Consider the following 25,834-nt stretch of genomic DNA (forward strand, 5'->3'; position numbering starts at 1 on the left):
CTTAATAAAATAAACTTGCTTTTTCTTGTTGGGTCCCCACATCCACTCGGATGATATAGGCTTTTCCTCCTTCCTTCTCAATTGCCTCCACGACTGCCTCTGGATTTGAAGGCGCATACGCAAACATACATCCACCACCTCCAGAACCATTGATTTTCGCACCCAATGCGCCTGCCGCTAAAGAAGCAGAAATCATGCGGTCAATTTTAGCGGTCGAGATTTGCTTATGTTCACGTAGGTTTTCTTGATGTTCATTTAATAGTTTCCCTAATCGAACATCATCCCAAATTTCTTCTCCCTCAAACATTTTCTTCGCTGCCAAGAGGATATCCCGATCAGCTATATTGGCAGTTAACAATACCCATTCATCTTCCGTCAATAGGCTCCGATATTGCTCACAAAAAGCCACATTTGTTGTTGCCAAATCAAACGAAGGATCAATTGCTTTAATCTTTTGAATACCTCCCAAAGTCCCAAATTTAACTCGCGATAAAATCCCCAAGGTATCTTTAGGTTCTCCAGAATCTCCTAAAACAAATGTGCCCAAGGCTTGCTGATACGTCGTAATCGAAATTCCCGGTTGGCTCGCTAAATAAATTACATTCCCAACTGCCGTTGAATATTGATCCATCATACCGCCGGGCTCCGTAAATTCCAATACTTCCGCCTCATAGGTAATCTCCCCTACTTCTTTTTGCGTATAACCTAATTGAAACATTTCGTTCAACAGTTCTACCCATGAAACGAGTAATGCTGATGAACTCGAAGTACCTGAATTGATGGGAATATTTCCACGAACTTCTATCTCCAATCCTTTATCAAAAACATGTCCTTTCCGCGCAAGCACATTCAAGACGCTTTTGAAATAATCACGCTCTTTGGTGTATGAAAGCGGAAAATCTAAGCTAAACGTTTCCGATTGCTGTATGTCGGGCAGTTCAAAATGCACGATCCGATCAGGGCGAAATGCACCTTTTAGTTGGATACGTTTAGATATCGCAGCCGCAATGACAGGCAAACCCAAATAATCTTGATGTTCACCAAACAAGCAAATCCGACCCGGAGTAGATACAATCATATTTTTTTGTTCGTAAACAAAAGTACAAAATTGAATTTAAAAAAATAGTTTACCTTTGAACGTCATAAGCTAAACCCATGATCAAAAAACGCTTCCCTGCCGTTGATTATTTCCGAGGTTTTATTCTCGTACTACTTGCCGCCGAAAGCGCGGGCGTGTACAGCAAACTAGAGAATTTATTTCCCCATTCCTTCGTAATCCAACAATTTTTTCATGCTTCCTGGGAAGGATTGCATTTCTTGGATTTATTCCAACCTGGCTTCATGATGATTGCGGGCTCTGCCTTGTATTTTTCTACCTACAAACGCATGGATGAAGGGGCAACATATGCGGAATTATGGCCCAAAGTGCTGAAACGATCATTTCTATTACTTTTCTTCGGGATTATTTTGATTTGTGTTCACCGAGGTGAAATGGTTTTTGAGCTATGGAATGTGTTGTGCCAACTCGCCTTCACGACGATCATCACCTTCGCATTATTGCGATTTTCCATCCCTTTACAACTTGCTGCGTCTTTGTTTTTATTGTTATTATCACATTCATTGTACGTCTTTACCGACATACCAGGATATAATCAGGCATACACGCCTGACAAAAATTTTGGATCATATATCGACATGCTCTTGATGGGGAAACTAAGTTCCGGCCACTGGATTGCGATGAATGCCATTCCCACGGCGGCGCATACGATCTGGGGAGCGTTAATCGGCCGGCTGATTCATCGTACTTCGCCGCCAAAAACAGTGTTAAGAACATTAATTGGTTTAGGATTTTTAGGCGTAATTGTAGGTTATGGCCTCGATTTAGCGGGTTTACCGATCATCAAACGCACGGCAACACTATCCTTTACAGTGGCTTCTGCTGGTTGGGTCACACTCATGATGGCTTTATTTTATGCGAACTGGATACATGAAAAACCTAGATTTCAATTGCCTGCTTATTTGAATTCGATGGGAAATAACTCGATATTCATTTACCTCTTTTTTGAAACCTTAGTTCCGCAATGGCTGACGAAAACGACCTATGTATTTGTGGGATTTATTGCCCAAATCAGTCAAATCCCATCAGATTGGGCACAGGTTATTAATGCTTTTGTAGCATTAGCCATTGTGATCAAATTGGCCACTTTCCTGGATAACAAGAAGATTTATTGGAAATTGTAGGTTGGACGTTGGACGTTGGACGTTAGACGTTGGAAGATAATGTAGAGACGCGATACCTCGCGTCTTCCCTCCCGCTAAAGTCTGTGATAAAAATCATAACCCCAGGTTTTAACCTGGGGACGTAAAAATATACTATACCTCGCGTCCAAATAAATGGATTAAGGACTAAGGTCTACCGACCAACGTCTAACGTCTACGGCTCATTTATGAGCCGAAATTTATACGCCCAAGTCTGCGCGATGTTCCAAGCTTTCGTTTTCGCCTCCTCGGTTTTAGGACCCGCAAAATGTGCATCTAAGGTAGCGGAAAACAATTCGAACCAACGGTCAAAATGAGCCATTGTTAAGGGCTCTTTTTGGTTTACTTCCATGTGAGGACGCATAGGGGCACCTTTGTAATTTGTCCCATCGAGCAATAGCATTTCCCAAAAATCATACATTTTAGGTAGGTGATGCGACCAATCCACCTGCATGACATCCAAGAAAATATGCCCCACAAGATCGTCTGATTTCATGCCGCCGTAAAAAGCATCCACAAATACCTTGATGTCATCCCGAGAGGCTATATCATACATTATTTGCGAGTTTTTACTTTGGCTAACAAATAATGCCCCACTTTTGATCCTTGTTTTGCTCCTTCATCCAAGGCAGGACGGAAGTGAATTCCACCATATAAACGACTAATTGACGCCTCATCTGCAGCTTGAATAAATGAAGTGAATTTTCGAGGTGGCAAACCATAAGGAACCTCCGTAGAGTCATTGAACGCCACATTGTCCCCGTAAACCTTCGTCAAAACTTCTGCAGCAGCACGTGAAATCGTACTATGACCCGAAGTATATTCTGGGAATGGAGGTGTCTGTAAAACCGGAATCCAAGATTTATCAATCGAGGCATTGATAATCGTTTCTGGACGAATACGAATCGAACGATATTTTTCATCCCAGCATGAAATAAAGCCATCGAAAATAGCAATCGACGTTAAAGCTAAAGCTTCTGCTGTTTCTGTATACCCTTTCTTGTATTGACGTGAAATTTGAGCAACAATGCCCAACCAGTGTCCGCCTGGCGACATTTTCTTCGTCGCAAACATGGCATGTCCTGTGATATTCATTTTGAATGGATTACAATCCCAGAAATTGGCAATATCCCGTTGGTCATTTGTCAAATTCTTCACTGTTAAATACGAATCCATCACTTCTTTGTAATAAGGACTACCCTTTGTTAAATCAAATTTTGAGGGTACAGGTGCTCGAAATTGGCTTGCTGAGTCCAACATAGCAGGACGAACTTTCATCCAATAGGGCTCAACCGCATCCATATAGGCAGGTGGCGTAGGCGTCCATGTTCCTGGCAGATTCGTCACCGTAAACCGGAATCCACGCGTTTGTTTGTAATTATCTTTGGCAGCCCAACGCATCACTGAGGCAGCAATCGAATCTCCCAAAGCAACCGAGCGCTCATACACATCATCCGGCATGCCCGTCTTACGAAAATCTTCTTCAATTTGCTTGTCAAACTCCACGTATAATTCCTGTGCAAAAGTCAATTTCTTGCCCACCGACAAAAATGCACGCGTAGATGCTAAAGGGAAACAATATTCCAAACCGGGTTCAGGTTTCGCGACCGATTCAAATCCATTCAATTGACCCACTAATGATTTAAATCGAGGATCTCCCAAAATCGCAGCTTCATACCCCGCCACACTTGAGTACATGTAAATACGAGATGAAACCGGAGGAGCAAAAATATCATGAATGATACTTTCTGTCAACATATTCTGCGCACGTTCCAAAAAACGGGGATTAGCTGCCTCTTTTTGATAGTCTGGGTTTGATTTTTTACACGATGTAGCTACAAAAACTAGAGCCAACAGGACGAATAATTTCTTCATAAGGGTTAACATTTCGGGACAAATATACATGAATTATCTCAAAAAATCCCTGATGAAAATCAGTTAAATAAGGCTTTGAACGGCCGCCTTTTGACCGGATACTAACGCGCCGTGCAAGGATGGCATTTCACAATAATCGCCCGCTAATATAATTCCCTTCGCTTGAGCGGCATGTATAAGTGCCTCAAATGAGCCCACCTTAGCTAGTGATCTCGGAATTTCGTAAGCCCGCAAAAAAATATATCCGCTGACATCTTCGTATTCAGCTAATAGGCTGAGAACATCTTTTTCATTTAACGCTAAATCCAAAATTGTTACCTGCAAAAGCTCTTTCCCCGCGGGAGCATATGTGGGTGCAACTTGTGATAAAAAGCAGTAATGTAACAATTTAGACTCCCCCGGAATTAGGTGCAACAACTTGTCTTGTTCCTTTCGTAATGGAACTGAAAAATAGAACGTTTTAGCGCCTAAATGCACAGAATGAGGCAATTCTACATGCAATAATCTTGAAGCGGCATTCGGATCTACAGCCAAAATCAATCGTTCAAATTCGATTTTTTCTCCACCTTTTAATTCCACAAAATCGTCGCTTAGATGTACTATCTCTGTCCCTAAACGAACCGAATCCATGGGCAATAAAGTCAATAGTTGATTCGCAATTTCTCCCATCCCATTCGCCGGCAATGCAGCTTGTCCTTCCAAAAACTGGCGCATATAAAAGAAAAATAAGGAGGCTGGCTGCTGTAAATTTTGATCTAGTAAAATACCCCGAAAAAAGGGCCGAATAAATTTAGATTGAAAGGTATCGGAAAAACCCCAGCGATTTAACATGGCTGCGGTGCTTTCATGGGAATTAATGTGCTCATTTGCCGACCATTGTAATTTGAACCATAGGCGAGCCAAAATAAATAAATCCTTGAACGAAATGATGTGAGGCACTAATTCCAAAAACTTAAAACCCGCACGTAATGGATTTAAAAACGAAGCCCATTGACCCCGAAACCACAATTTCGACCCGGAATCAAATGCCTGTAGATTCAAGGCACTCAAATCGAATGAACGCTTTACACTTGGATAATTCGTCTGTAAAACTTGAAAACCATGATCAAAAATAAACCCATCCGCACAATCTGAACGAACACGCCCACCTACTTGATCAGATTGCTCCAATAAAACGAACGGGATGCCTTGGGCATTTAAATGAGAGGCGGCTTGCAATCCAGCAATTCCAGCCCCGATAATAACAATTGGCTTCATAACTTGTTTAATATCTAACAAACTAAAAAAAGGATGAAAAGTTTGAATCCTTTTTTATTACTTTGCAAATTAAATAGTCCCCACGGAATGAATTATACGATTAAGGAGGAGAACAATTACCAATACATTGACGAAGGGCAGGGAGAAATCCTACTTCTCTTGCATGGTTTGTTTGGTGCGTTAAGCAATTGGCAGGGGGTAATCAATCACTTTTCCAAGCAATATCGCGTCATTATTCCTTTGATGCCCATTCACGATATGCCCATTAAAGAGGCTGGTTGCGAGGGTTTAACAACCTTCATAGAAGGTTTTGTAGAATTCAAAAAACTTGACAAATTCAGCGTAATCGGTAACTCATTGGGAGGCCATGTCGCTTTGATTTATACCCTAAAACATCCTGAAAAAATTCAGCGACTTATCTTGACCGGGTCCTCGGGATTGTTTGAAAATTCCATGGGTGGATCCTATCCAAAACGTGGCAATTACGAATACATCAAAGAACGCGTTGAATACACGTTTTATGATCCCAAAACCGCAAGTAAGGAATTGGTTGACGAGGTTTTTGAAATTACTAATAGTATTCCCAAAGTAATGCGCATCATTGCGATTGCAAAATCAGCGCAACGGAACAATATGGCGAAAGATATTGTTCGGATTGACAAGCCAACTTTGTTGATTTGGGGACTAAATGACACGATTACGCCACCGCATGTGGGCCATGAATTCAACGCATTGATTCCAGGATCAACCTTGCAATTCATTGATCGTTGTTGCCATGCCCCCATGATGGAAAGACCCAAAGAATTCAACGAGATTTTACAGCATTGGCTCGATAAAAACCCCTTATAGGATGTTGGCCCTCACCTACCTTTCCTACGACTACCCGACACTTTCCTTACAGGACACCATCCAAAAGGGATTAAAAATCTTGCATCAATCCAAGCAAGATAGCCTAGCTGTACTCGATGGAAAAACTTGGATTGGAAATGTTAGCGAGAGGATGCTAGCACAAGCCCTGCATCCCGATGGCAAAATTGACCAATTGCGCGAAAACTTATCTCATTATAGCCTGGAGTCTGAAGAAGATTTATTCGCAAGTCTCCCATGGTTTGAAGCAAGTGGCTATTCCATCTTACCGGTAACCAATGAGGAAGGAAAATTTCAGGGTTATTTAGAGGCCAAAATAGTGGCAGGCGTACTCATGAATAATGGATTCAATGCTACTAACGGCGGAATTATCTACATTCCATTTCATAGCCAGCGCGATTCATTTAGCTTCATTGCACGTCTCATTGAGGAAAACAATGGCCTGATTACACGCTCGCTTATGATTCAAAATCCGAAGGATCCCTTGGGATTACCTGAATTGATTTTACAGATTCAAACAGAACAATTTTCTGCAATCGTTCAAAGTTTGGAACGCCACAACATTCATATCGAAAAAGCCTTCCATTTTGGTAAAAACGAAAAGGTAGATACGGCTCGTTTCGACTTGCTTTTAAAATACTTAAACCCATAATTTGTGCCTTTACGCATCGCTATTCATGGAAAATCTTTTTCGGCCGAAAATCGACCGTTGATGGAAAACCTATGGGATATCTTATGTAAAAAAGACTGCCAAATTGTTTTATCCGCATTTTTCAAGAATCACCTAGCTGAGCACCAATTTCAAGTTGGTGACATTGAATCCTACGAAGAACAAAGTGGCACACCCGAAGATGTTCAAATGGCGTGGAGTATCGGTGGTGATGGAACATTACTAGAGACGCTCACGCATATTGGCAATAAGGAATTGCCCATTTTGGGGATTAATACCGGCCGACTAGGCTTTTTGGCGACCTTATCACCCCAAGATGTGAGTGCGGCGGTGGACCAATTAATTGCTGGAAATTATCGAATTGAAGATCGGACACTGGTTTCGGTACATTCTGAAATCGATTTGTTTGATGGCAAGCAATTCGGTTTAAATGAAGTGGGGATCATGAAGACAGATACGTCTTCGATGATTGTCATCAAAGCTTTCGTGGATGGAAATTATTTGAATACGTACTGGGCAGATGGACTAATTGTTTCAACGGCTACTGGTTCAACGGGCTATTCGTTGTCGGTAGGCGGCCCTTTAGTCATGCCAAGTTCAGATATTTTGATCATTGCACCCATGAGTCCACACAACTTAAATGTGCGCCCTTTAGTGGTTTCAAGTGATGCCAAATTGAAATTTGAAATAAGCAGTCGGAGCCAAAATTTCCTTATCTCCATCGATTCCCGCTCTCGCGTCATCGATAGCAAATTTAGCATTGAGGTTCAAAAAGCACCCTTTACAGCCAAAATCGTTAAGATTCCTGGTGATGATTTCTTGCAAACCTTGCGGAATAAATTGAATTGGGGGTTGGATGTGCGTAATTAATTCCTGCGGAATTAATTACGAGTCCGGAGGAAAAAAGTCCGAAGTCCGAAGGAAAGGAATTTATAAGCCTATGGATCAAACCGGAGGCCGAAGCATAAGAAATTATAACCCTAGGCTTTAGCCTAAGAATCTCCGTACTTCGGACTACGTCACTCTGGACTAATTCCCTCCGGACTTCGGAATACTTCACTCCGGACTATTTCCCTTCGGACTTACAACATTCGCTTCAACTCATTCAACTTCAACAGCGCCTCGATCGGCGAAAGCGTATTAACATCTAACGACCCCAACTGCTCCTCGATTTTCTTCAAGCCCTCCGGAATCTCTGTACCAAATAAATTCAATTGATAGTTGTTTTTCGGCATTTCTTTCAGCTTCTCGACATTATCTTCCAACACATGATCTTTCTCAAGGTTTTGTAAAATCTCATGTGCACGTAAAACCAATGACGTAGGCATACCGGCCATTTGGGCCACATGAATACCAAAACTATGTGCAGAACCGCCAGGAACCAATTTACGCAAGAAGATAATCTTGTTTCCCACCTCTTTCACAGAAACGTGGAAATTCTTGATGCGCGGAAAATCTTCCGTTAATTCATTCAACTCGTGGTAGTGAGTAGCAAATAAGGTTTTCGCCCGACTCTTCGGATGATTATGCAAATGCTCTGCAATCGCCCAAGCCATGGAAACTCCGTCATAGGTAGAGGTTCCCCGACCGATTTCATCCAATAAAACCAAGGATTTATTCGATAAATTATTCAAAATCGCGGCCGTTTCGGTCATTTCGACCATGAAGGTTGACTCGCCTTTGGATAAATTATCGGATGCACCTACACGGGTAAATACTTTATCAACAAGCCCGATTGAAGCAGCAGAAGCAGGAACAAAAGAACCCATTTGAGCCATCAAAACAATCAAAGCCGTTTGGCGTAACAATGCCGACTTACCAGCCATGTTGGGCCCAGTAATCATGACGATTTGTTGGGTTTCATTATCCAAATACACATCATTCGGAACATATAACTCCCCTAAGGGCAATTGCTGTTCAATAACCGGATGGCGACCCGCTTCAATTTGAATCGAATCACCCGTATGCAATTCCGGTTGGACATATTGATTGCGTTTCGCGACTTGGGCAAAACTGGTCAACACATCCAAGGTCGCGATTCCGAGCGCATTCAACTGAATCAATTCCAAATATTCCAAAGCCTCACGCACCAATTCTTGAAAAATCCCGAATTCAATTGTCGATATTTTATCCTCCGCACTTAAAATTTTCTCCTCATAACCCTTTAATTCCTCCGTGATATAGCGTTCCGCGTTCACAAGGGTCTGCTTGCGAATCCACTCGGGCGGCACGCGATCTTTGTGCGCATTCGTAACCTCTAAATAATAGCCGAAAACCTTATTATAAGCGACTTTCAAAGAAGTAATTCCCGTTCGTTCAATCTCCCGTTTCTGCATGGCAGCCAGGTAATCCTTGCCGTTTGTTGACAAAAGATGAAGCTCATCCAACTCCGGCAAATAACCCGTTTTGATGATACCGCCTTGATGAACGAGCATGGGTGCATCGTCGCGCAAAGCTGATTCGATTTTCTGCACCAAATGTAAACATGGGTTCAATTGATCTGCCCATTTCTGTAAAATTGGCGCTGGGTGTGTGGCTAGTAATTCCTTAATCGCCGGAACTTGTTGGAGCGCGCGCTTCAGTTGCACCAATTCCCGCGGATTAATCCGCCCAGCCGCTACTTTGGAAATCAAACGTTCCAAATCGCCAATGGGCTTCAATAGCGAAATGAGCAAATCTATCGTCTCATCTACCTCCAATAAACCCGCTACGCCCGCTTGACGTTCTTGAATCGCAGCTAACTCTTTCAAAGGCAAAACCATCCATTTGCGTAACAAACGTGCACCCATGGGCGTCATCGTTTGGTCCATCAAATCAATCAAAGGTACCCCACCCTCTTGCACAGAATAGACTAATTCTAAGTTTCGAATCGTAAAACGATCCAACCAAACGTATTTATCTTCCTCAATGCGCTGAATTGTGGCAATATGGCCCACCTGCTTATGTTCCGTTTCAGCTAAATAATGTAAAATCACCCCAGCTGCAATGATACCAAGTGGCATGGTTTCAATTCCAAATCCTTTTAGATTTTTAGTCTTGAAATGCTCCGTCAAGAGCGGATATGTAAATTCGTGTGAAAAAATCCACTCTTCCATGGAGAAAGAATGGTATTGATCCCCGAAATTTTCTTGGTAGACAGCTCTGTATTTTTTAGGAAATAAAATCTCAGACGGCATGAAACTTTGAATCAATTTCTGCACATAGGCCAAAGGCCCTTGTGAACACATGAATTCACCGGTGGATATATCCAAAAATGCCACCCCAAATTGCGCGTCTTTTTCTTGATAGCTAATCGATGCCACATAATTATTTCGCTTATTATCAAGCACTTGATCATTAAACGAAACGCCGGGGGTTACTAATTCCGTTACGCCACGTTTCACAATTCCTTTTGCTTCTGCTGGATTTTCTAATTGATCACAAATCGCCACGCGCTGGCCGGCACGAACCAATTTGGGTAAATAAGTATCCAAGGAATGATGCGGAAATCCCGCCAAATGATCATCAGCATTCCCGTTATTACGGCGCGTTAGGGTAATTCCTAAAATCTTGGATGCTTTCACCGCATCTTCCCCAAACGTCTCATAAAAGTCACCAACCCGGAATAGCAGAATAGCACCCGGATACTTGGCTTTGATTTGATTAAATTGTCTGGAAAGTGGGGTCTCCCCTTTTTTCAAGGGCTCTTGCCCATCGGGTGTTTTTTTGGCCAAAATTTTTATCGCTAATGAAGACAAAAATAAGTCAAAATTTATACATTTACCATTCTTTAAACCGATACCTCAAACTATGATTAATTCGTCTATTTACATTCAATCCCAACAAGAAGTTTTCGATGTGGTGATTGTCGGTTCTGGAGCCGGCGGTGGAATGGCTGCGCATACATTAACGAAGGCGGGAGCCAAAGTTTGTGTGCTAGAAGCGGGCCAACCCTTTGATCCGGCAGACCCGAAAGATATGACCCAACTCAAATGGCCATACGAATCACTTCGCCGCGGTGCAAGCAGTTCATTGCGTAATTTCGGCGATTTCGATGCAGCTTATGGTGGTTGGGACATTGAAGGGGAACCATATACAAGAAAAGATGGTACAAAATTTGATTGGTTCCGATCTCGGATGGTCGGCGGACGTACAAACCACTGGGGACGTATTTCCTTGCGTTTTGGTCCTGATGATTTTAAACGAAAAAGTATTGACGGATTAGGTGACGACTGGCCAATCGGATATGACGATGTCAAACCATATTATGACAAAGTTGATAAAATGATTGGGGTGTTCGGGACCAATGAAGGTTTGCGAAATAATCCAGATGGATTTTTCTTACCTCCCCCAAAACCCCGTTTGCATGAGTTGATGATCAAAAAGGCAAATAAGGCCTTAGGTATCCCAACTTACCCTTCGCGGATGTCGATGTTGACAAAACCGATCAACAACGAACGTGGACAATGTTTTTATTGCGGACAGTGTAATCGGGGATGTTCTGCATATGCCGATTTCTCATCATCGTCTGTGTTAATTAAGCCAGCCGCAGCGACTGGGAACTTGACTATGTTGCCATTCGCGATGGCGCGTGAGGTATTGACAGATCCAGCTACTGGTTTGGCAACAGGTGTGTCGTATATCCACACAGGTACAATGCAAGAATATACCGTTAAAGGGAAGATTGTTGTTTTGGCGGCCAGTGCGGGAGAAACAGCGCGTTTATTATTGAATTCCAAAAGCTCCCGCTTTCCGAATGGCTTGGCCAATTCGAGCGGTGTAGTAGGCAAATACTTAAATGACTCCACGGGGGCTTCACGTTCCGCAATTATCCCTTCTTTGTTTGACAGAAAACGTTACAATGAAGATGGTGTGGGTGGTATGCACATTTATACGCCATGGTGGTTAGATAACGCAAAATTAGATTTCCCACGCGGCTACCACATCGAATATGGTGGAGGTATGGGTATGCCAAACTACGGTTTTGGATGGGGAATTGAAGGCCTAAATGGCAAGGAAAACTTTACGCGTGACGGCTTGAAAAAAGCTGCAGGTGGATATGGGGCAACCTTGAAGGAAGATTATCGTCGGTTCTACGGAGCCTATGTTGGTTTTGCGGGTCGTGGGGAACCCGTCGTTCGCGAAGACAATTATTGTGAAATCGACCCGAATGTCGTGGATAAGTACGGAATTCCAGTACTTCGTTTCCACTACAAATGGAGCGATTACGAGGTGAAGCAAGCAAAACACATGCAAGATACCTTTGAAGAAATTATCCATGCCATGGGTGGAGAGGCTTTGGGCAAAAAACCAGATGCGTCGAACAATTATGGTTTGGCGGATCCGGGAAGAATCATTCACGAAGTAGGAACGGCACGTATGGGAGACAATAAAAATACGTCGGTATTAAATTCCAATTGCCAGGCACACGATGTGAAGAATTTATTCGTAGCGGATGCGGCGCCATTTGTTTCGCAAGGGGATAAGAATGCGACGTGGACAATTTTGGCATTGTCATTACGTACTTCGGAGTACATTATTGATCAACGTAAAAAAGGCAACCTATAATGAAAAGAAGAGACTATTTAAAAAATATGGGCTTGAGTTCGTTGGGCTTAGCCGTATTCAATCCCGATGAAAAGGCGATTGAAAATTTAGAATTAAGTAAAGTTCCGGTCAAAAGACCAAACGGCCGGACCCAAGAAGAGGCCGAATTAGAGGCCAAATTGCAAGCGGAAGTTTACTTAAACAAACATGAATTAGATACGATTACAATCTTATCGGACATCATCATTCCAGCCGATGGAAAATCGGGCAGCGCCTCGCAATCTGGCGTAACGGCTTTTATAGAGTTCATTGTGAAGGACAAACCTGAATTCAAGACGCCGATGCGCGGAGGATTACGCTGGTTGGATTCTGAATCGAACAAGCGTTTTGGCAAGAAATTTATCGAAATTTCAGCCGCTCAACGGATCAACATCGTGGATGATATTGCCTATCCAGATACGGCCCCGAAGCATTTATCACAAGGAGTTAACTTCTTTACGTTAATGCGTAATTTGACTGCGACAGGATTTTATACGTCGAAAATGGGTATTGCAGATTTAGAATACAAAGGAAATACCCCGAATCAGTGGAATGGTGTTCCGGATGAGGTATTGAAGCAGTATGGATTAAGTTATGACGCATAATCGAGTCATTCGACCCGACATATTTTCTCATATTCCTCAGCTTGTGGCGGGTATTTCTACTCGCCACGGCGGAGTGAGTTCACAAGCCTATCAAAGTTTAAATTTAGGGGTACATACCGACGATGATCCATTGTCGATTTCGTCCAATCTAAAACTTTTTTGCGCCGATTTAGGTATTTCGCCGGACTCCTTAGCGCGTTCGTATCAAGTTCATGGATCTGAAATCTGGACTTCAGTTTCGCCGGGTTATGAAAGTGGTTATGATGCAATAATGACCCCAGAGCCAGGTGTTTTTGCGGGCGTGGGCATCGCGGATTGTTGCCCGATTTTACTCGCGGATCCTACGCGTGAAGTTGCTGCTGCGATTCATGCAGGCTGGAAAGGCACTGTTGCGCAGATTGTTTCCAAAACTGCCTCTCTTATGATTTCTAGCGGGTCAAATCCCGCAGACATCTTAGCTTACATAGGCCCTTGCATAAGCCTCGAAAATTTCGAAGTAGGCGATGAGGTGGCGGAGCAATTTGAATTCAAGGAGAGGCGGGGTGCTCGTTGGCATGTGGATTTAAAGGCTACGAATGCAGCGCAATTACAAGCTTTAGGCATATCGCAAATTGAAATTTCGGACTATTGCACGGTGGCAAATAACGATGTGTTCTTTTCACATCGAAAGGAACAAGGGATTACGGGTAGGATGCTGGCAGTGATTGGATTTCAGCGAAGGGGGTAAACGCTGCCGGGGTCTGCGACCCCGGCAGCGTTACCGCTCAAAGCTACACAAAGGCGAACGGAAACAGTTCCAGAAAACTGATAAAATTCTCCTTAAATCTAGATAAAACGCCAATTCAAGCAAATAAGCTATCAAGAAACTGATAAACTGCCTATCCCCTGTTTAGCGACGCAGATCTTGCATGAATTGCTGTGGTGATACGACTTGTTTCGGCTGTAATTTATAAGCCTCCTTCCAATCCTTCCGTTTCAAATCGCCATTCTTAATCGACTTAATGAAACTCATCCAAGCAAACGGATTCGTTAAACTCAGCAAGGGACTCGATACAAAGGATTTATTCGCCTGACCCGAAATCATCATATCCGAAAAATTCCGAAAATTCGAATTGGCCCCCAATCCCGCCTGCAAGGCAAACACATTTAACTTCGACTGTTCTAAATTCCGAGCAAGCACCTCTCGCTGCTTTTCATCCCGCAAGCGCAAATTCAAAAATGCCTTCTTAAATTCTTCCTCACTCGCATGTGGAAAAACTTTGACCTCTGATAACATCCGCGCATCCTCATTCATCTCAATGATTGCCTGATGCACTTGACCCGTCGTCCGTGGAATAATGTAATACTGAGGTTTATATCCCACATAAGTAACCACCACACTATCCCCTGGAAACACATACAAATCCACCGCACCAAAATTATCACTCAAAGCCCCCCGGCCCGCCGCAGGAATGTACACATATGCCAAAGGAAGATATTCCGAATTTGTCGCCGAAACAATGCGCGCATTGAATAAAACCGTCTTGTCCTGTCCTTGAGCGAACAAACCTGCACTCACAAACAAGCACATGATTAAAACAAGAAAGAGGCCTTTTCGAAGCATAACGCAAGTAAACAAAAAATTGAATGGTTATTTCTTAATATTCGTTAACGACGAACTAAGGAAATAATTTCACAAAGGGAATAATAAAGGGTATCGACAACAATAATCCATCAAATCGATCCAAAAATCCACCATGACCCGGTATCGTATCCGCCGAATCTTTGATGTTAATACTACGTTTGAACAAAGATTCAACCAAATCCCCATAGGTCCCCGCAATCACAATGATGATGCCGATCGCGTACCATTGGAAAGCTGAATAATTCGTATAATATCGCGAAATAATCGTCGCAACAACCATGGCCGTTATCATCCCGCCAATACTCCCTTCCCAAGATTTCTTAGGCGAAACACGCTCAAATAATTTGGTCTTCCCAAACTTCGTTCCCGCAAAATAAGCTCCTGAGTCACTGGCCCACAACAAGAATAAACAACCCAACACGATGTTTGGATCGTAGGTGTCATTTTTGATGTACGCTAAAACGGTCAATAAAGTAAATGGCAATGCCACATAAATAATACCCAAAAAGGTATAAGCAATATTTTTAAATGGTTTTTCATCTTTAGATTTATACAATTTGATGAAAAATATCAGCGTCAATAAAGGCGAAAGAATGTAATAATATTGATATGCCAAATCCCCCTTCTCGATAAAGAAAGTCAACACGTGCATCACCACACCACAAAAAGTCCCATAAAATGTTAATGGCAGATTGTCACTAATGCTTCCGACCAATTTGTAAAATTCCAATTGCGCCAAAATACCGATAACCAAAAACAGTACCAAAAAGGTATAATCACCATACAATACACAGAACAACAAAAAAGGAACTGCTATAACCGCGGCAATGACCCGCTGCTGCAAATTGGATAAACTTCGTAATCCCATATTTAAACTTTTAATATGTTGAGCGCCTCCGCTTCATCATCTTGGTGCACATACAGCTCCCAATTTCCCAAGTCATAAGCACTTAATTTCTTATTCATCACCACGGCACGTATTTCCGCCTTTTCCCAAAGCAACGCTTTCTGCATCTCCAAGTCAATTCCCGTGCGCGATTGCCCAATTAATTTCCAGCCTTCCATTTATATTTCCGTCCGATAGGTATGCAATCTACGAATATAAAAGCCAACTAATACCACTGACAAAACAGCCGACCACCATGGGATCGAATTAACCATGTCCACCGGATCAATGCTTATATTTTTTTGCTGATACAAATAATGCATCAACAAAGTCCAAGCATTATTAAAAAAGTGTGCGGCGATTGGCACCCAGATACTCCGATACCAAACATATAAATAACCAAAAAACGCTCCTAAAAACATCCGAGGAAAAAAGCCGTAAAACTGAAAATGGATAAAACTAAAAATAGCTGCCGCAATCCAAATCGCGACATGGGTATTCCCAATGTATCGCTCAAACATCGACTGCAAAACACCCCGGAAAAAGATCTCCTCTCCCAAGGCCGCCATTCCCGCAATCACCATAAGCGCCAAGCCAAAATCCATATCCGAATGAAAATTCAATAAAAATTTTGTCAGCTCCTCCATATTTTTCTCCGAATTTTGCATTGCTTTTTCCAAGCCCTCATATCCCGCAGGTAATTGAATATGCTGATTCCATTCGATCAAATATTCCATGGCAGGCATCCCAACCAAGACCGTCAAGATAGCCCAAGTAAACACTTGAAAACCAGGAGCCTCCGCGCGATTTAAATCAAAAATCGAGCGCCTTTCTACGAATCTCAAATAGGCCCAAGCCCCTAACACAAAGGTAAATAGCGCCGAAAACCACTGCAAAGCCATCATCGCATGGAACGCCCCTTCATACTTTTGAGGATGCGCAATAAAATCCAAAATCTGCGTTTGAAATGCTTCAATATTTTGTGTTGGAAATTCCATCAATGCGACGACGGCCAACAAACCAAAAAACTGACCTAAAAAGCTGCCAACCAAGAAAAATCCCAATAGACTTAGGAGGTTTGAACTTAGTCCCAACCAACGAGTTGGCCCCTGATAATAGTTTTCTTCCATAATGCTCGTAAATTTACGCAATTTTTAATCAGAATGGTAAAAATAGGAAACATCGAGTTAGGGGACTTCCCATTGTTATTAGCACCCATGGAAGATGTGTCTGATCCACCATTTCGTGCCGTGTGTAAAGCAAATGGCGCCGACTTAATGTATACCGAATTTATCTCTTCCGAAGGTCTAATCCGAGATGCTGCCAAAAGCGTTCAAAAACTAGACATTTTCGAATATGAACGACCGATTGGCATCCAGCTTTTCGGCAGCTCCATCGAAACAATGGCTTCTTGCACCGAAATCGCTACAAAAGCCGGACCCGATTTAATTGACATCAATTACGGTTGCCCAGTCAAACAAGTGGCTTGTCGGGGAGCCGGTGCCGCTCTATTGCAAGACATCCCCAAAATGGTGGCCATGACAGAAGCCGTTGTCAAAGCAACGTATCTGCCTGTGACCGTAAAAACCCGATTAGGTTGGGACGATTCCACAAAAAATATTGAGGATGTCGCGGAACGCCTCCAGGACATTGGTATTCAAGGCTTGACCATTCACGGTCGGACACGTGTGCAGATGTATAAGGGCGAGGCCGACTGGCGTTTAATCTCCAAAGTCAAAGAAAATCCGCGCATTAAAATTCCAATTTTTGGCAATGGTGACATTGATTCACCACAAAAGGCGTTGGAATATCGTGATAAATACGGTGTGGATGGCATTATGATCGGTCGGGCATCCATCGGATATCCCTGGATTTTCAACGAGATCAAACATTATTTGGCAACAGGAAATATTTTAGCACCTCCTACTATTGCAGAGCGAATTGCCGTTTGCGAATCTCACCTTGACTTTTCAATCCGTTGGAAAGGCAACCACGGCGGAATCGTTGAAATGCGCCGCCATTATTCCAATTACTTCCGCGGGATGGATCATTTCAAACCTTTCCGCACCAAACTTGTTACGAGTTATTCACTCGAAGAAATTAAAGAAACCCTCAATGCAATTGCCAACCATTATGCCGGAGAATAAAAAACCGAGTATCATCATTTTCCTTGCCATCCTAGGACTTGCACTCATTTGGGGAAGTTCATTCATTTTAGTCAAAAAAAGCCTAGCGCATTATTCCGCTTTGCAAGTTGGCGCGCTACGCATTTGCTCAGCGAGTTTATTCTTTTTACCAATATTCTTGAAGCGTTTCAAATACATGGAACGCAAACATAGTCTCTCATTTCTGTCCGCAGGACTCACCGGAAATTTAATTCCCGCGATCTTATTCGCGATTGCAGGCCAACATCTTTCCAGTGCCTTATCGGGAATGTTAAACGCATTCACTCCCCTTTTTACCTTAATCATTGGCATCCTGTTTTTTGCACAACCTTTTCTTTGGAAACAAATGACAGGAATTCTAGTCGGCCTACTCGGCTGTTTAGGTCTTCTTTTTGCAGGCCAAGGTTTCAACATCGACTTCAATGTTCACGCCTTATGGGTGGTTTTAGCAACCTTTCTCTATGGCATCAATATGCATATTGTCAAAACAAAACTTAGCGACCTACACCCCTTAACTTCGACGGCCGGTATCTTCATGATGATCGGACCATTGGCTCTCGGACTCTTGTATTCCACCGGTTTTTTCGAAATCCCCTTGGACAACGAGCACATCTGGGCATTCATCTCTGCGATGGCCTTAGGTCTTTTTGGGTCAGCGATCGGAATGCTAGCTTTCAACCAAATCATCAAGTGGACAAGTGCAATCGTGGCAAGTTCCGTAACCTACATGATTCCTATTGTGGCTTTAGGCTGGGGTTTTGTGGACGGCGAAGCGATTTACCTGTCACAAATATTTTTCATGTTTGTGCTACTTGCGGGTATTTACTTGGTCAATAAATCAAAATCCTGATAATTTGTAGCGCTTCGTCGTTTTACCAAATTACTTATAGCTGAGCTACTTACCTTCATTCATCGAACCGAAACAAGATGAATGAACTCAACATGGCCCTTATTTGGAAGAATCGACGCTTCCAGCAAAATCCCCAACTCACCACAGGAGAATCGATTCAAATCATTTCACCTGGTATTGAAAACAGCCATGCCGGCGCGGATTTTCAGCATTCACGAATTCGAATCGACGGGATTGAATGGATCGGTGCGGTGGAATTACATGTCAAGGCCTCCGACTGGCTTCTACACCGACACGATGCAGACAAAAGCTACGAAAATGTCATTTTGCATGTCGTTTGGGAAGATAATCAGACTATCCAATATGAAGCTGGGAAGCCAATTCCCACACTTTGTCTTTCAAAATGGTTACAAAAAGAGCAAATCGAAATCAGTCCCGCAAGTCAACATCCTTTGGCATGTCATGCATTTTTCGAATCGGTTTCAAGGAATATCAAAACGGACATGATTAACCAAATGATTCAAGCGCGCATGCTTGGGAAATACAATGACATGCGTAAGATTTTGATCGAAAATAAAGGTGACTGGGAGGAAGCCTTTTACATATCCCTAGCCAAAAGTTTCGGATTCTCGCTGAATGCGGAACCCATGCTCCGACTGGCAAGAAGCCTGCCTTTGAAACTCATCTTGCTCTACCGAGATCGACATGTGGGGATAGAAGCAGCGCTGTTTGGAATTGCCGGGTTATTGGAAGAACCCATTCAAGATGAATATCAATTCGAACTACGGCGCGAATACATCCATCTGAAGAAAAAACATGCTTGGCCCGAAAGCCACTTGCAAAAATCGGATTGGAAGATGTTACGGCTCCGACCGGCCAATTTCCCGCAGATTCGTTTGGCGCAATTCGCAGAAATTATTCGGGCCAACTGTGCCCTTATATCCCTGTTGCTCGAAATGCAGGAATTGAAAACAATCCAACAACTTTTTGAGATTCCATTAGAAGGATATTGGGGCAACCATGTCCAATTTGGCAAAAAAAGTGCGCCGCATCATACGCGATTGGGAGCTAGCGCCTTTCAATCCATTTGTATTAATACGCTCATTCCCATGTTGATTTGTTACAGCCGTGAACGAAATCAACCGCAATACGAGCAAAAGGCTTGGCGCTGGTTGGCAGAACTACATGGCGAAAACAATCAAATAACGCGCTATTTCAGCTCACTCGGACTGCCCATCAAAACCGCACGCGAATCACAAGCCTGCATTCACTGGTATCGCCATTACTGTGAAAAGAAAAAATGCTTGCAATGCGCCGTGGGACAGGCGATTCTTACTCCGACTTAATCACAGGGCCGCGAACACCTATGCCATTTTCATTGAACGCTTCGATTTGAAAATAATAGGTTCGGTCTTTATCCATGGATTTGAAATAATATTCATTCGCCCCAAATACCTGCACGGATGTATATAATTTATCCGGCGAAATACCCGAATAAATCACATATCCCGTCGCATTGCTGATATGCCCCCATTTCAACCAAGCACTTCGTTTGTCATGATCCCCTCGCAAAACAATTAAATCCTTCACAACGCTAGGTTTTTCCCCATGCCCTAAACCAAAAACACGCAAACCACTAATTGCAAATTTCCCCGCAGCCATGTGTTTATTCGTCAACCGAATGAACCGAGCTTCGATGGGTTTGGCTAATTCCACATAGTCGTGCGGAACATCCGTTTTATTGGCTGACTTATCTACGGCTACCGACCAGCATTTTCCATCCAAACTAGACTCGATCACATATTGATGATAGATACCCGGTATCTTACCCAGAAACGACGAATCGACATCCTGATCGGCATAATTTACTTGAATCGCACGAACCGTTGAAATCTCTCCTAAATCGGATTCGATAAACTCGCCGGCTTTGGCAGATTTCGCCGACCAATAAGTCTTCATTTGCTCATCCACCGCGTAATTAGCACCATAACCTGGAAGACTTGACGACACACGGACAGGTTTATTGTAATTCAACAGCATCCATCCAGTAAATAAATCGCGTGGGTTTTCCACTCGGGCCGTAGGCATCCGATGCGGATAATCCCCATAAGCCGTGTTCGTGTACAAAATACCATCGGCGTCAAAAGCGGTGGGCCATAAACCCAATCTACGTTCAAAACTATTTTTCACAGCAATGGTAATCGTGGACACATGCCACCAATTCCCGTATTGGCCTTCAAAAGTTGCCCCATGGCCTGCACCGCGCGTAAATCCACCCGGCTTAAAAGAAAAGGGATTATGCGCCTGGTAAGTAAATGGCCCGAAAGGTTTATCTGAGGTATAAACCCCATCACCATAAGAAGAAAATTCCGTCCCAGGAGCGCCATATTGTAAGTAATATTTTCCCTTGTATTTATTCATCCAAGCCCCTTCCATGAATGGCTTGAGGAAGGTATTATCTTGATATTCTCCAAAGCGTTCCCAGCCATGAATATCATCATGCAATCGAATTAATTCATGCCGCTCGCCGATTGGTTGTAAAGTTTTACGATCGATTTCCTGGCCGTACATCGGATAGGTATTGCTCGATCCGTGGTATAAATAAACTCGTTTATCATCATCCTCAAAAAAGGCAGGATCCCAAGCTCCAGCCGTAAAGGCATGAACAGCTTCTTCCCAGTTATCCGTTTGGGGATGCTGGCTATACCACAAAGTAAAATTCTTTTCATAGGTAGAACCGATGACCAAAAGACTATCCCCTAACGTCAAAGTAGCAGGCGCACAAAGTTCATCATAGACTTTGTGATAAGGTTGTAAAAACTTACGTGGAATAAATTTCCAATCGACTAGGTCATTACTCACCCAATAGCCCCATTGATTGGTCGAAAACAAGTAATATTGATTTTTGAAAAAGGAGATCACAGGATCTGCTGTCGCTCTATGCCGACCTTGCTCAGAAAAATTAGGAATGGGGGTAAAACCATAATCCAAATTCATGGGATTGCAATAGGTTTTTTGGCCCAAAGACATAAATGAAATTCCACAAAGGAATATCACGACGAAAACATTTTTCATAGGTAATTAGTATTAATTTTGACCAACAGTCAAAAACAGGTGAACAAAGTAAATAATTTTACGGGATTATTCTGGGCTTTTGCCCTCCTGACGCTATGGTCAGCACATTTGACCTATATGCTCATGCATCCCATGGATTTTCAATCACCCTGGACTTATGTGCATGTATTGATTCAAACTCATTTATATACAGGCTTATTTATTACTTCACATGATGCAATTCATGGGGTAGTTTCCCCCGCTTATCCGAAATTGAATCATGCGATTGGTTGGGTTTGTGCGACGCTTTTTGCCTTCAATAATTACGCAGTATTGCGCAAGAAGCATCATTGGCACCACGATTATGTCAACACCGAACAAGACCCGGATGTACATCAGGGAAACTTTTTCATTTGGTGGTTTAAGTTTATGTGGCAATATGTCACCTGGCAACAAATTTTAGCTATGGCGATTGCATACAATGTATTGAAACTTTTCTTACCCATGGAAAACCTGATTGTTTATTGGGAGATTCCAGCCATATTAAGTACACTCCAATTATTCTTTTTCGGCACCTATTTACCCCACCGCGGTGAACACGCACCTGAAAATAAAACGCAATCCCATAGCCAAAAGCGTAACCACGTTTGGGCCTTTGTCTCCTGCTACTTTTTCGGTTATCATTATGAGCATCATGCGCATCCTTATTTAGCCTGGTGGAAATTACCAGAAGCCAAAGATTATCAAGCCAAAAGGTAAACAAGAAGCCGATTAATTTTCTAAATTTGCACCGCATAAATCTCAACAACACATGAAAGACACTAAATACAAACGTATCCTTTTAAAACTTTCAGGTGAAGCATTGTCGACCAGAGACGAGGTGATTGACCCCGTTATTTTAGGCCAATATGCTGCCGAAATCAAAAAAGTACATGATTTAGGTGTTGAGGTTGCCATTGTAATCGGCGGAGGAAATATTTTCCGAGGTGCGAGTGCAGCAAAAGCGGGCATCGACCGCGTGCAAGGCGATTACATGGGCATGCTTGCCACGGTTATCAACGGCATGGCGGTTCAAGCAGCATTAGAAAAACAAGGATTGTACACGCGCATGATGACGGCCCTTAAAGTGGAAGCGGTTTGCGAACCATTTATTCGTAGGAGAGCCATTCGCCACCTTGAAAAAGGACGTATTGTCATCTTTGGCGCAGGAACAGGTAACCCCTATTTCACAACAGACTCAACAGCCTCTTTGCGTGCAATAGAAGTAGAAGCAGATGTCGTATTAAAAGGCACGCGGGTGGATGGCGTTTACACGGCAGATCCGGAAAAAGATCCAACGGCAACTCGCTTTACCCACTTAAGCTTTTCGGAAGCCATTCAAAAAGGTTTGAAAATCATGGATACCACGGCATTTACTTTATGCCAAGAAAATACTTTACCCATTATCGTTTTTGACATGAACAAGGAAGGCAATTTGGCCGCGCTTGTTTCAGGTGAAGATGTAGGAACATTAATTAGCTAAAACCCAATGGAAGAAATTGAATTTTATATTGACGCGACCCAAGAAACCATGGAGGGCGCAATCAAACACTTAAACATTGAATTATCTAAAATTCGTGCCGGCAAAGCGAGCACTTCGATGTTAGATGGTTTAATGATTGATTATTACGGTATGCCTACACCGATTTCTGGCGCAGCATCCATCACCACACCCGATGCGCGTACGATTGCCATCAAACCATTCGAAAAAGGAATTTTCGGAGAGATTGAAAAAGCGATTCGCAATTCAAGCTTAGGATTGAATCCGATGAACGATGGAGAATTAATTCGTTTAGCGATTCCTCCTTTGACGGAAGAGCGTCGTCGCGACTTAGTAAAACGTGTGAAGCAAGAAATTGAAGTTGCGAAAATTAATATTCGCAATGCCCGTCAAGACGGAAACAATAGCATCAAGAAATTAAAAGGCGATGGCGTATCAGAAGATGCGATTAAAGCAGCCGAAGATAAAATCCAAAAAATCACGGATGGTTTCGTTGCCAAAATCGATCAGATATTTGTCGAAAAAGAAAAAGATATCATGGTGGTTTAATCACCCCTCTGAAAGCCTGGTGGAAACATCAGGCTTTTTTTGTGCGGCCCACTTCATAGCCGACCTCCAACATACGTCGGATATCTAATTTGGTGAAATGCTGAATATCAATCGTAATAGGCTGCTCAGGCCGAATTGACTCAATCTTAACGCGCTGATAGCCTTGATAAGGACCTTCCTGAACTACAGAACCGTCGGCAGGCAATGAATCATTAATCAAAATGGTTTCTCGTAAATCTGCATTGAGAATTTCATTGACGGCAATGTCCATTACGCGATCAACCAAGGCAAGTAAATCACCCGAATCGAAATAGCCACCTTCAATAGCTTCCGGGTGACAACTGATACAAATGATGTTTTTCCCTCCGTCGTCTAATGCCCGACGAATCGGCGTAACATCCCGCAATCCTCCATCCAAGTAGCTCCTGCGATCTTCACCGTTAATCTTTACGACTGGCATCAAAATAGGTACAGCAGAAGAAGCCATTAAATATTCCATGAATTCTGGGGTGCTTGGGTCGACATAATGTATGCGCCCCTCCATGATATTCACCGCTCCAATTTTTAATCCTACGGGGCTCGCGTGCAAATTACGATTCGAGATTACCTCGTACATGAGGTCCCGCAATGGCTGCGTAGAAACCAAGCCCTTGAATTTTTTCGTTAATGCAGTCCAACCTAATTCGAAAATCGACAAGGGCTTCGATAGGCAGTCGGGACGCGTAATCCGCGTTTCCCAAAAATCCCATAAATCATCCGCTGCTTGTTTGAACGAAATGGCCTGACCCGCTAATTGCTGTTGGCCTAAGGCATTGACTAAAAATGCGGCATTTAAACTGCCCGCAGAAATCCCATAAATAACATCCGGCTGAAAACCTTTTTCGGCCAATGCTTTGATGACACCCGCCTGAAATGCACCCTTAACCGAACCTCCCGCTAAGACCAACATGTTACTCATAAATTTCGCATTATTTGAATCCCAGGACTAAATTATCCCAAAATGTGATTAAATTTACACAATTTCCAAATGTGCCGAACAAGCACGCAAACTTAATTCTATGTCCATTTCGCTTTCATCCATTCAGGCGCCCATCGAGGAACCCATGAAGGCATTTGAAGGGAAATTCAGGCAGTTCATGAAGACAAAAGTCATGCTGCTGGACACAATCATGAATTACATTGTCCAACGCAAAGGGAAGCAAATGCGTCCCATGTTCGTTTTTCTAACAGCAGGATGCGTAGGCGAAATTACCGAAAAAACATACCGTGGCGCAGCGCTCATCGAATTGCTTCACACGGCAACCTTAGTCCATGATGACGTCGTGGATGAATCGGATTACCGTCGGGGTTTTTTCTCCATCAATGCTGTTTGGAAAAATAAAATTGCCGTACTCGTAGGCGACTATCTATTATCCAAAGGACTTTTACTTTCTGTCGACCACAAGGACTTTGATTTATTGACGTCTGTTTCGACTGCCGTACGAGAAATGGCCGAAGGGGAATTACTTCAAATTGAAAAAGCTCGCAAATTAGATATCACCGAAGATGTCTATTTTGATATTATCCGTAAGAAAACAGCTACGCTGATCGCCGCATGCTGCGCAGTGGGCGTGCAATCGACTGATGCCGACGAAAAATATGTCGACATGGCGCATCAATTCGGGGAAAAGGTGGGTATAGCTTTTCAGATCAAAGATGACTTGTTTGATTATGGCGATGCCGAAATCGGGAAACCGCTAGGGATTGATATCAAGGAGAAAAAAATGACTTTGCCGTTGATTTATGCACTGCAAAACACAACGCGCTCACTTCGGAAACAGATGATTAAAACCATCAAGAACGATTCTGACAATCCAGTTAAAGTGAAGGAGGTCATCGACTTTGTTAAATCAACCGGGGGAATCGCTTATGCAACGCAACGCATGCAGGAATTTGCACAAGAAGCCCGTGAGATACTCTTACAGTTCCCTGATTCTGCATACCGCACGTCGCTCGGTAATCTACTCAATTACACAATCGAACGTAACAAATAAAAAAAGGAAGCCATTACAGCTTCCTTTTTTATTTG

General features: G+C 42.9%; 25 protein-coding genes. 14 read left to right on the forward strand and 11 right to left on the reverse strand.

Features of this window, described 5'->3' with window-relative positions; genetic code table 11:
- Position 1: 1 nt before the first annotated feature.
- Positions 2-1,114 (reverse strand): mevalonate kinase family protein, encoded by a 1,113-nt coding sequence (locus tag V7S75_RS04730; RefSeq protein ID WP_459512324.1) that lies wholly within the window; start codon positions 1,112-1,114, stop codon positions 2-4.
- A 41-nt stretch (positions 1,115-1,155) separates the two neighbouring features.
- On the opposite strand from V7S75_RS04730, the gene V7S75_RS04735 reads away from it, so the two are divergent.
- Positions 1,156-2,241 carry a DUF5009 domain-containing protein gene (locus tag V7S75_RS04735; RefSeq protein WP_459511806.1) on the forward strand — a complete coding sequence of 362 codons (1,086 nt, stop codon included), beginning with the start codon at positions 1,156-1,158 and terminating at the stop codon, positions 2,239-2,241.
- Positions 2,242-2,434: 193 nt separating this feature from the next.
- Here the strand turns inward: V7S75_RS04735 and V7S75_RS04740 are convergent, their stop codons facing one another.
- The 3 genes from V7S75_RS04740 to V7S75_RS04750 all read right to left on the reverse strand — a co-directional run bounded on the left by V7S75_RS04740 (position 2,435) and on the right by V7S75_RS04750 (position 5,391).
- Positions 2,435-2,815 carry a group III truncated hemoglobin gene (locus tag V7S75_RS04740; protein ID WP_459511807.1) on the reverse strand — a complete coding sequence of 127 codons (381 nt, stop codon included), beginning with the start codon at positions 2,813-2,815 and terminating at the stop codon, positions 2,435-2,437.
- Complete coding sequence (locus V7S75_RS04745; RefSeq protein WP_459511809.1) at positions 2,815-4,134, reverse strand: vanadium-dependent haloperoxidase; 1,320 nt, start codon at positions 4,132-4,134, stop codon at positions 2,815-2,817. The genes V7S75_RS04740 and V7S75_RS04745 overlap by 1 nt, the downstream gene beginning before the upstream one ends.
- Before the next feature lie 63 nt (positions 4,135-4,197).
- Complete coding sequence (locus V7S75_RS04750) at positions 4,198-5,391, reverse strand: NAD(P)/FAD-dependent oxidoreductase (RefSeq protein WP_459511811.1); 1,194 nt, start codon at positions 5,389-5,391, stop codon at positions 4,198-4,200.
- Between the two features lie 87 nt (positions 5,392-5,478).
- Between V7S75_RS04750 and V7S75_RS04755 the strand changes: the two genes are divergently transcribed.
- The 3 genes from V7S75_RS04755 to V7S75_RS04765 are packed head-to-tail and all read left to right on the forward strand — an operon-like array spanning position 5,479 to position 7,798.
- Entirely contained in the window at positions 5,479-6,240 is a 762-nt protein-coding gene (locus V7S75_RS04755) for an alpha/beta fold hydrolase (RefSeq protein WP_459512326.1), read from the forward strand.
- Between the two features lies 1 nt (position 6,241).
- Positions 6,242-6,910: a hypothetical protein gene (locus V7S75_RS04760; protein WP_459511813.1), complete on the forward strand. Its 669-nt coding sequence runs from the start codon at positions 6,242-6,244 to the stop codon at positions 6,908-6,910.
- A gap of 3 nt (positions 6,911-6,913) precedes the next feature.
- On the forward strand, positions 6,914-7,798 hold the full coding sequence (locus tag V7S75_RS04765; RefSeq protein ID WP_459511814.1) for an NAD kinase: 885 nt from the start codon (positions 6,914-6,916) through the stop codon (positions 7,796-7,798).
- 212 nt (positions 7,799-8,010) lie between these two features.
- On the opposite strand, the gene mutS is transcribed toward V7S75_RS04765, so the two are convergent.
- On the reverse strand, positions 8,011-10,641 hold the full coding sequence (gene mutS, locus V7S75_RS04770) for a DNA mismatch repair protein MutS (RefSeq protein ID WP_459512328.1): 2,631 nt from the start codon (positions 10,639-10,641) through the stop codon (positions 8,011-8,013).
- A 76-nt stretch (positions 10,642-10,717) separates the two neighbouring features.
- Here mutS and V7S75_RS04775 point away from each other — a divergent pair, with 76 nt between their 5' ends.
- From V7S75_RS04775 to pgeF, 3 genes are read left to right on the forward strand one after another with little or no spacing between them, the layout of a single operon-like run.
- Positions 10,718-12,475 carry a GMC family oxidoreductase gene (locus tag V7S75_RS04775; RefSeq protein WP_459511816.1) on the forward strand — a complete coding sequence of 586 codons (1,758 nt, stop codon included), beginning with the start codon at positions 10,718-10,720 and terminating at the stop codon, positions 12,473-12,475.
- The gene (locus tag V7S75_RS04780) at positions 12,475-13,098 is read left to right on the forward strand and encodes a gluconate 2-dehydrogenase subunit 3 family protein (protein WP_459511818.1); all 624 of its coding nucleotides are present in this window, start codon (positions 12,475-12,477) and stop codon (positions 13,096-13,098) included. The genes V7S75_RS04775 and V7S75_RS04780 overlap by 1 nt, the downstream gene beginning before the upstream one ends.
- Entirely contained in the window at positions 13,088-13,825 is a 738-nt protein-coding gene (gene pgeF, locus V7S75_RS04785) for a peptidoglycan editing factor PgeF (RefSeq protein ID WP_459511819.1), read from the forward strand. The genes V7S75_RS04780 and pgeF overlap by 11 nt, the downstream gene beginning before the upstream one ends.
- 162 nt (positions 13,826-13,987) lie before the next feature.
- On the opposite strand, the gene V7S75_RS04790 is transcribed toward pgeF, so the two are convergent.
- The 4 genes from V7S75_RS04790 to V7S75_RS04805 are packed head-to-tail and all read right to left on the reverse strand — an operon-like array spanning position 13,988 to position 16,738.
- Complete coding sequence (locus V7S75_RS04790; RefSeq protein WP_459511821.1) at positions 13,988-14,701, reverse strand: peptidase associated/transthyretin-like domain-containing protein; 714 nt, start codon at positions 14,699-14,701, stop codon at positions 13,988-13,990.
- A 55-nt stretch (positions 14,702-14,756) separates the two neighbouring features.
- Positions 14,757-15,590, reverse strand: a complete 834-nt coding sequence (locus tag V7S75_RS04795) for a phosphatidate cytidylyltransferase (RefSeq protein WP_459511823.1) — start codon at positions 15,588-15,590, stop codon at positions 14,757-14,759.
- A 2-nt stretch (positions 15,591-15,592) separates the two neighbouring features.
- Positions 15,593-15,787, reverse strand: a complete 195-nt coding sequence (locus V7S75_RS04800; protein ID WP_459511825.1) for a putative signal transducing protein — start codon at positions 15,785-15,787, stop codon at positions 15,593-15,595.
- A complete protein-coding gene (locus V7S75_RS04805) occupies positions 15,788-16,738 on the reverse strand; it encodes a CPBP family intramembrane glutamic endopeptidase (protein ID WP_459511826.1) in 951 nt (316 codons plus the stop codon). It abuts the gene before it with no gap.
- Between the two features lie 33 nt (positions 16,739-16,771).
- Between V7S75_RS04805 and dusB the strand changes: the two genes are divergently transcribed.
- The 3 genes from dusB (at position 16,772) to V7S75_RS04820 (ending at position 19,969) form a co-directional block, all read left to right on the forward strand.
- Positions 16,772-17,755, forward strand: coding sequence for a tRNA dihydrouridine synthase DusB (gene dusB / locus V7S75_RS04810; RefSeq protein ID WP_459511827.1), 984 nt, complete (start codon positions 16,772-16,774; stop codon positions 17,753-17,755).
- Entirely contained in the window at positions 17,724-18,623 is a 900-nt protein-coding gene (locus tag V7S75_RS04815) for a DMT family transporter (protein ID WP_459511829.1), read from the forward strand. The genes dusB and V7S75_RS04815 overlap by 32 nt, the downstream gene beginning before the upstream one ends.
- Before the next feature lie 77 nt (positions 18,624-18,700).
- A complete protein-coding gene (locus V7S75_RS04820) occupies positions 18,701-19,969 on the forward strand; it encodes a DUF2851 family protein (protein WP_459511831.1) in 1,269 nt (422 codons plus the stop codon).
- On the opposite strand, the gene V7S75_RS04825 is transcribed toward V7S75_RS04820, so the two are convergent.
- On the reverse strand, positions 19,956-21,698 hold the full coding sequence (locus tag V7S75_RS04825) for a family 43 glycosylhydrolase (protein WP_459511833.1): 1,743 nt from the start codon (positions 21,696-21,698) through the stop codon (positions 19,956-19,958). The genes V7S75_RS04820 and V7S75_RS04825 overlap by 14 nt on opposite strands.
- 39 nt (positions 21,699-21,737) lie before the next feature.
- Here V7S75_RS04825 and V7S75_RS04830 point away from each other — a divergent pair, with 39 nt between their 5' ends.
- Genes V7S75_RS04830 through frr form a run of 3 tightly spaced genes read left to right on the forward strand, consistent with a single transcriptional unit; the run spans position 21,738 to position 23,766 of the window.
- Positions 21,738-22,436 carry a fatty acid desaturase gene (locus V7S75_RS04830; protein WP_459511835.1) on the forward strand — a complete coding sequence of 233 codons (699 nt, stop codon included), beginning with the start codon at positions 21,738-21,740 and terminating at the stop codon, positions 22,434-22,436.
- Positions 22,437-22,488: 52 nt separating this feature from the next.
- On the forward strand, positions 22,489-23,199 hold the full coding sequence (gene pyrH, locus V7S75_RS04835; protein ID WP_459511837.1) for a UMP kinase: 711 nt from the start codon (positions 22,489-22,491) through the stop codon (positions 23,197-23,199).
- Positions 23,200-23,205: 6 nt separating this feature from the next.
- Entirely contained in the window at positions 23,206-23,766 is a 561-nt protein-coding gene (frr, locus tag V7S75_RS04840) for a ribosome recycling factor (RefSeq protein WP_459511839.1), read from the forward strand.
- 28 nt (positions 23,767-23,794) lie between these two features.
- On the opposite strand, the gene V7S75_RS04845 is transcribed toward frr, so the two are convergent.
- Positions 23,795-24,724: a patatin-like phospholipase family protein gene (locus V7S75_RS04845; RefSeq protein WP_459511841.1), complete on the reverse strand. Its 930-nt coding sequence runs from the start codon at positions 24,722-24,724 to the stop codon at positions 23,795-23,797.
- A gap of 100 nt (positions 24,725-24,824) precedes the next feature.
- Here V7S75_RS04845 and V7S75_RS04850 point away from each other — a divergent pair, with 100 nt between their 5' ends.
- Complete coding sequence (locus V7S75_RS04850) at positions 24,825-25,799, forward strand: polyprenyl synthetase family protein (RefSeq protein ID WP_459511843.1); 975 nt, start codon at positions 24,825-24,827, stop codon at positions 25,797-25,799.
- Positions 25,800-25,834 lie beyond the last annotated feature (35 nt).

This window comes from Aquirufa sp. TARAVU-A1A (assembly GCF_054558675.1).

Bases quoted from the DNA above. Each gene is read 5' to 3' on its own strand.
- V7S75_RS04735 (WP_459511806.1), top strand. From the start codon at position 1,156: ATGATCAAAAAACGCTTCCCTGCCGTTGATTATTTCCGAGGTTTTATT.
- frr (WP_459511839.1), top strand. From the start codon at position 23,206: ATGGAAGAAATTGAATTTTATATTGACGCGACCCAAGAAACCATGGAG.
- V7S75_RS04780 (WP_459511818.1), top strand. From the start codon at position 12,475: ATGAAAAGAAGAGACTATTTAAAAAATATGGGCTTGAGTTCGTTGGGC.
- pyrH (WP_459511837.1), top strand. From the start codon at position 22,489: ATGAAAGACACTAAATACAAACGTATCCTTTTAAAACTTTCAGGTGAA.
- V7S75_RS04815 (WP_459511829.1), top strand. From the start codon at position 17,724: ATGCAATTGCCAACCATTATGCCGGAGAATAAAAAACCGAGTATCATC.
- V7S75_RS04825 (WP_459511833.1), bottom strand. From the start codon at position 21,698: ATGAAAAATGTTTTCGTCGTGATATTCCTTTGTGGAATTTCATTTATG.
- V7S75_RS04740 (WP_459511807.1), bottom strand. From the start codon at position 2,815: ATGTATGATATAGCCTCTCGGGATGACATCAAGGTATTTGTGGATGCT.
- V7S75_RS04760 (WP_459511813.1), top strand. From the start codon at position 6,242: ATGTTGGCCCTCACCTACCTTTCCTACGACTACCCGACACTTTCCTTA.
- V7S75_RS04790 (WP_459511821.1), bottom strand. From the start codon at position 14,701: ATGCTTCGAAAAGGCCTCTTTCTTGTTTTAATCATGTGCTTGTTTGTG.
- V7S75_RS04800 (WP_459511825.1), bottom strand. From the start codon at position 15,787: ATGGAAGGCTGGAAATTAATTGGGCAATCGCGCACGGGAATTGACTTG.
- V7S75_RS04845 (WP_459511841.1), bottom strand. From the start codon at position 24,724: ATGAGTAACATGTTGGTCTTAGCGGGAGGTTCGGTTAAGGGTGCATTT.
- V7S75_RS04850 (WP_459511843.1), top strand. From the start codon at position 24,825: ATGTCCATTTCGCTTTCATCCATTCAGGCGCCCATCGAGGAACCCATG.
- V7S75_RS04750 (WP_459511811.1), bottom strand. From the start codon at position 5,391: ATGAAGCCAATTGTTATTATCGGGGCTGGAATTGCTGGATTGCAAGCC.
- V7S75_RS04805 (WP_459511826.1), bottom strand. From the start codon at position 16,738: ATGGAAGAAAACTATTATCAGGGGCCAACTCGTTGGTTGGGACTAAGT.
- dusB (WP_459511827.1), top strand. From the start codon at position 16,772: ATGGTAAAAATAGGAAACATCGAGTTAGGGGACTTCCCATTGTTATTA.
- V7S75_RS04745 (WP_459511809.1), bottom strand. From the start codon at position 4,134: ATGAAGAAATTATTCGTCCTGTTGGCTCTAGTTTTTGTAGCTACATCG.
- V7S75_RS04775 (WP_459511816.1), top strand. From the start codon at position 10,718: ATGATTAATTCGTCTATTTACATTCAATCCCAACAAGAAGTTTTCGAT.
- V7S75_RS04820 (WP_459511831.1), top strand. From the start codon at position 18,701: ATGAATGAACTCAACATGGCCCTTATTTGGAAGAATCGACGCTTCCAG.
- pgeF (WP_459511819.1), top strand. From the start codon at position 13,088: ATGACGCATAATCGAGTCATTCGACCCGACATATTTTCTCATATTCCT.
- V7S75_RS04755 (WP_459512326.1), top strand. From the start codon at position 5,479: ATGAATTATACGATTAAGGAGGAGAACAATTACCAATACATTGACGAA.
- V7S75_RS04795 (WP_459511823.1), bottom strand. From the start codon at position 15,590: ATGGGATTACGAAGTTTATCCAATTTGCAGCAGCGGGTCATTGCCGCG.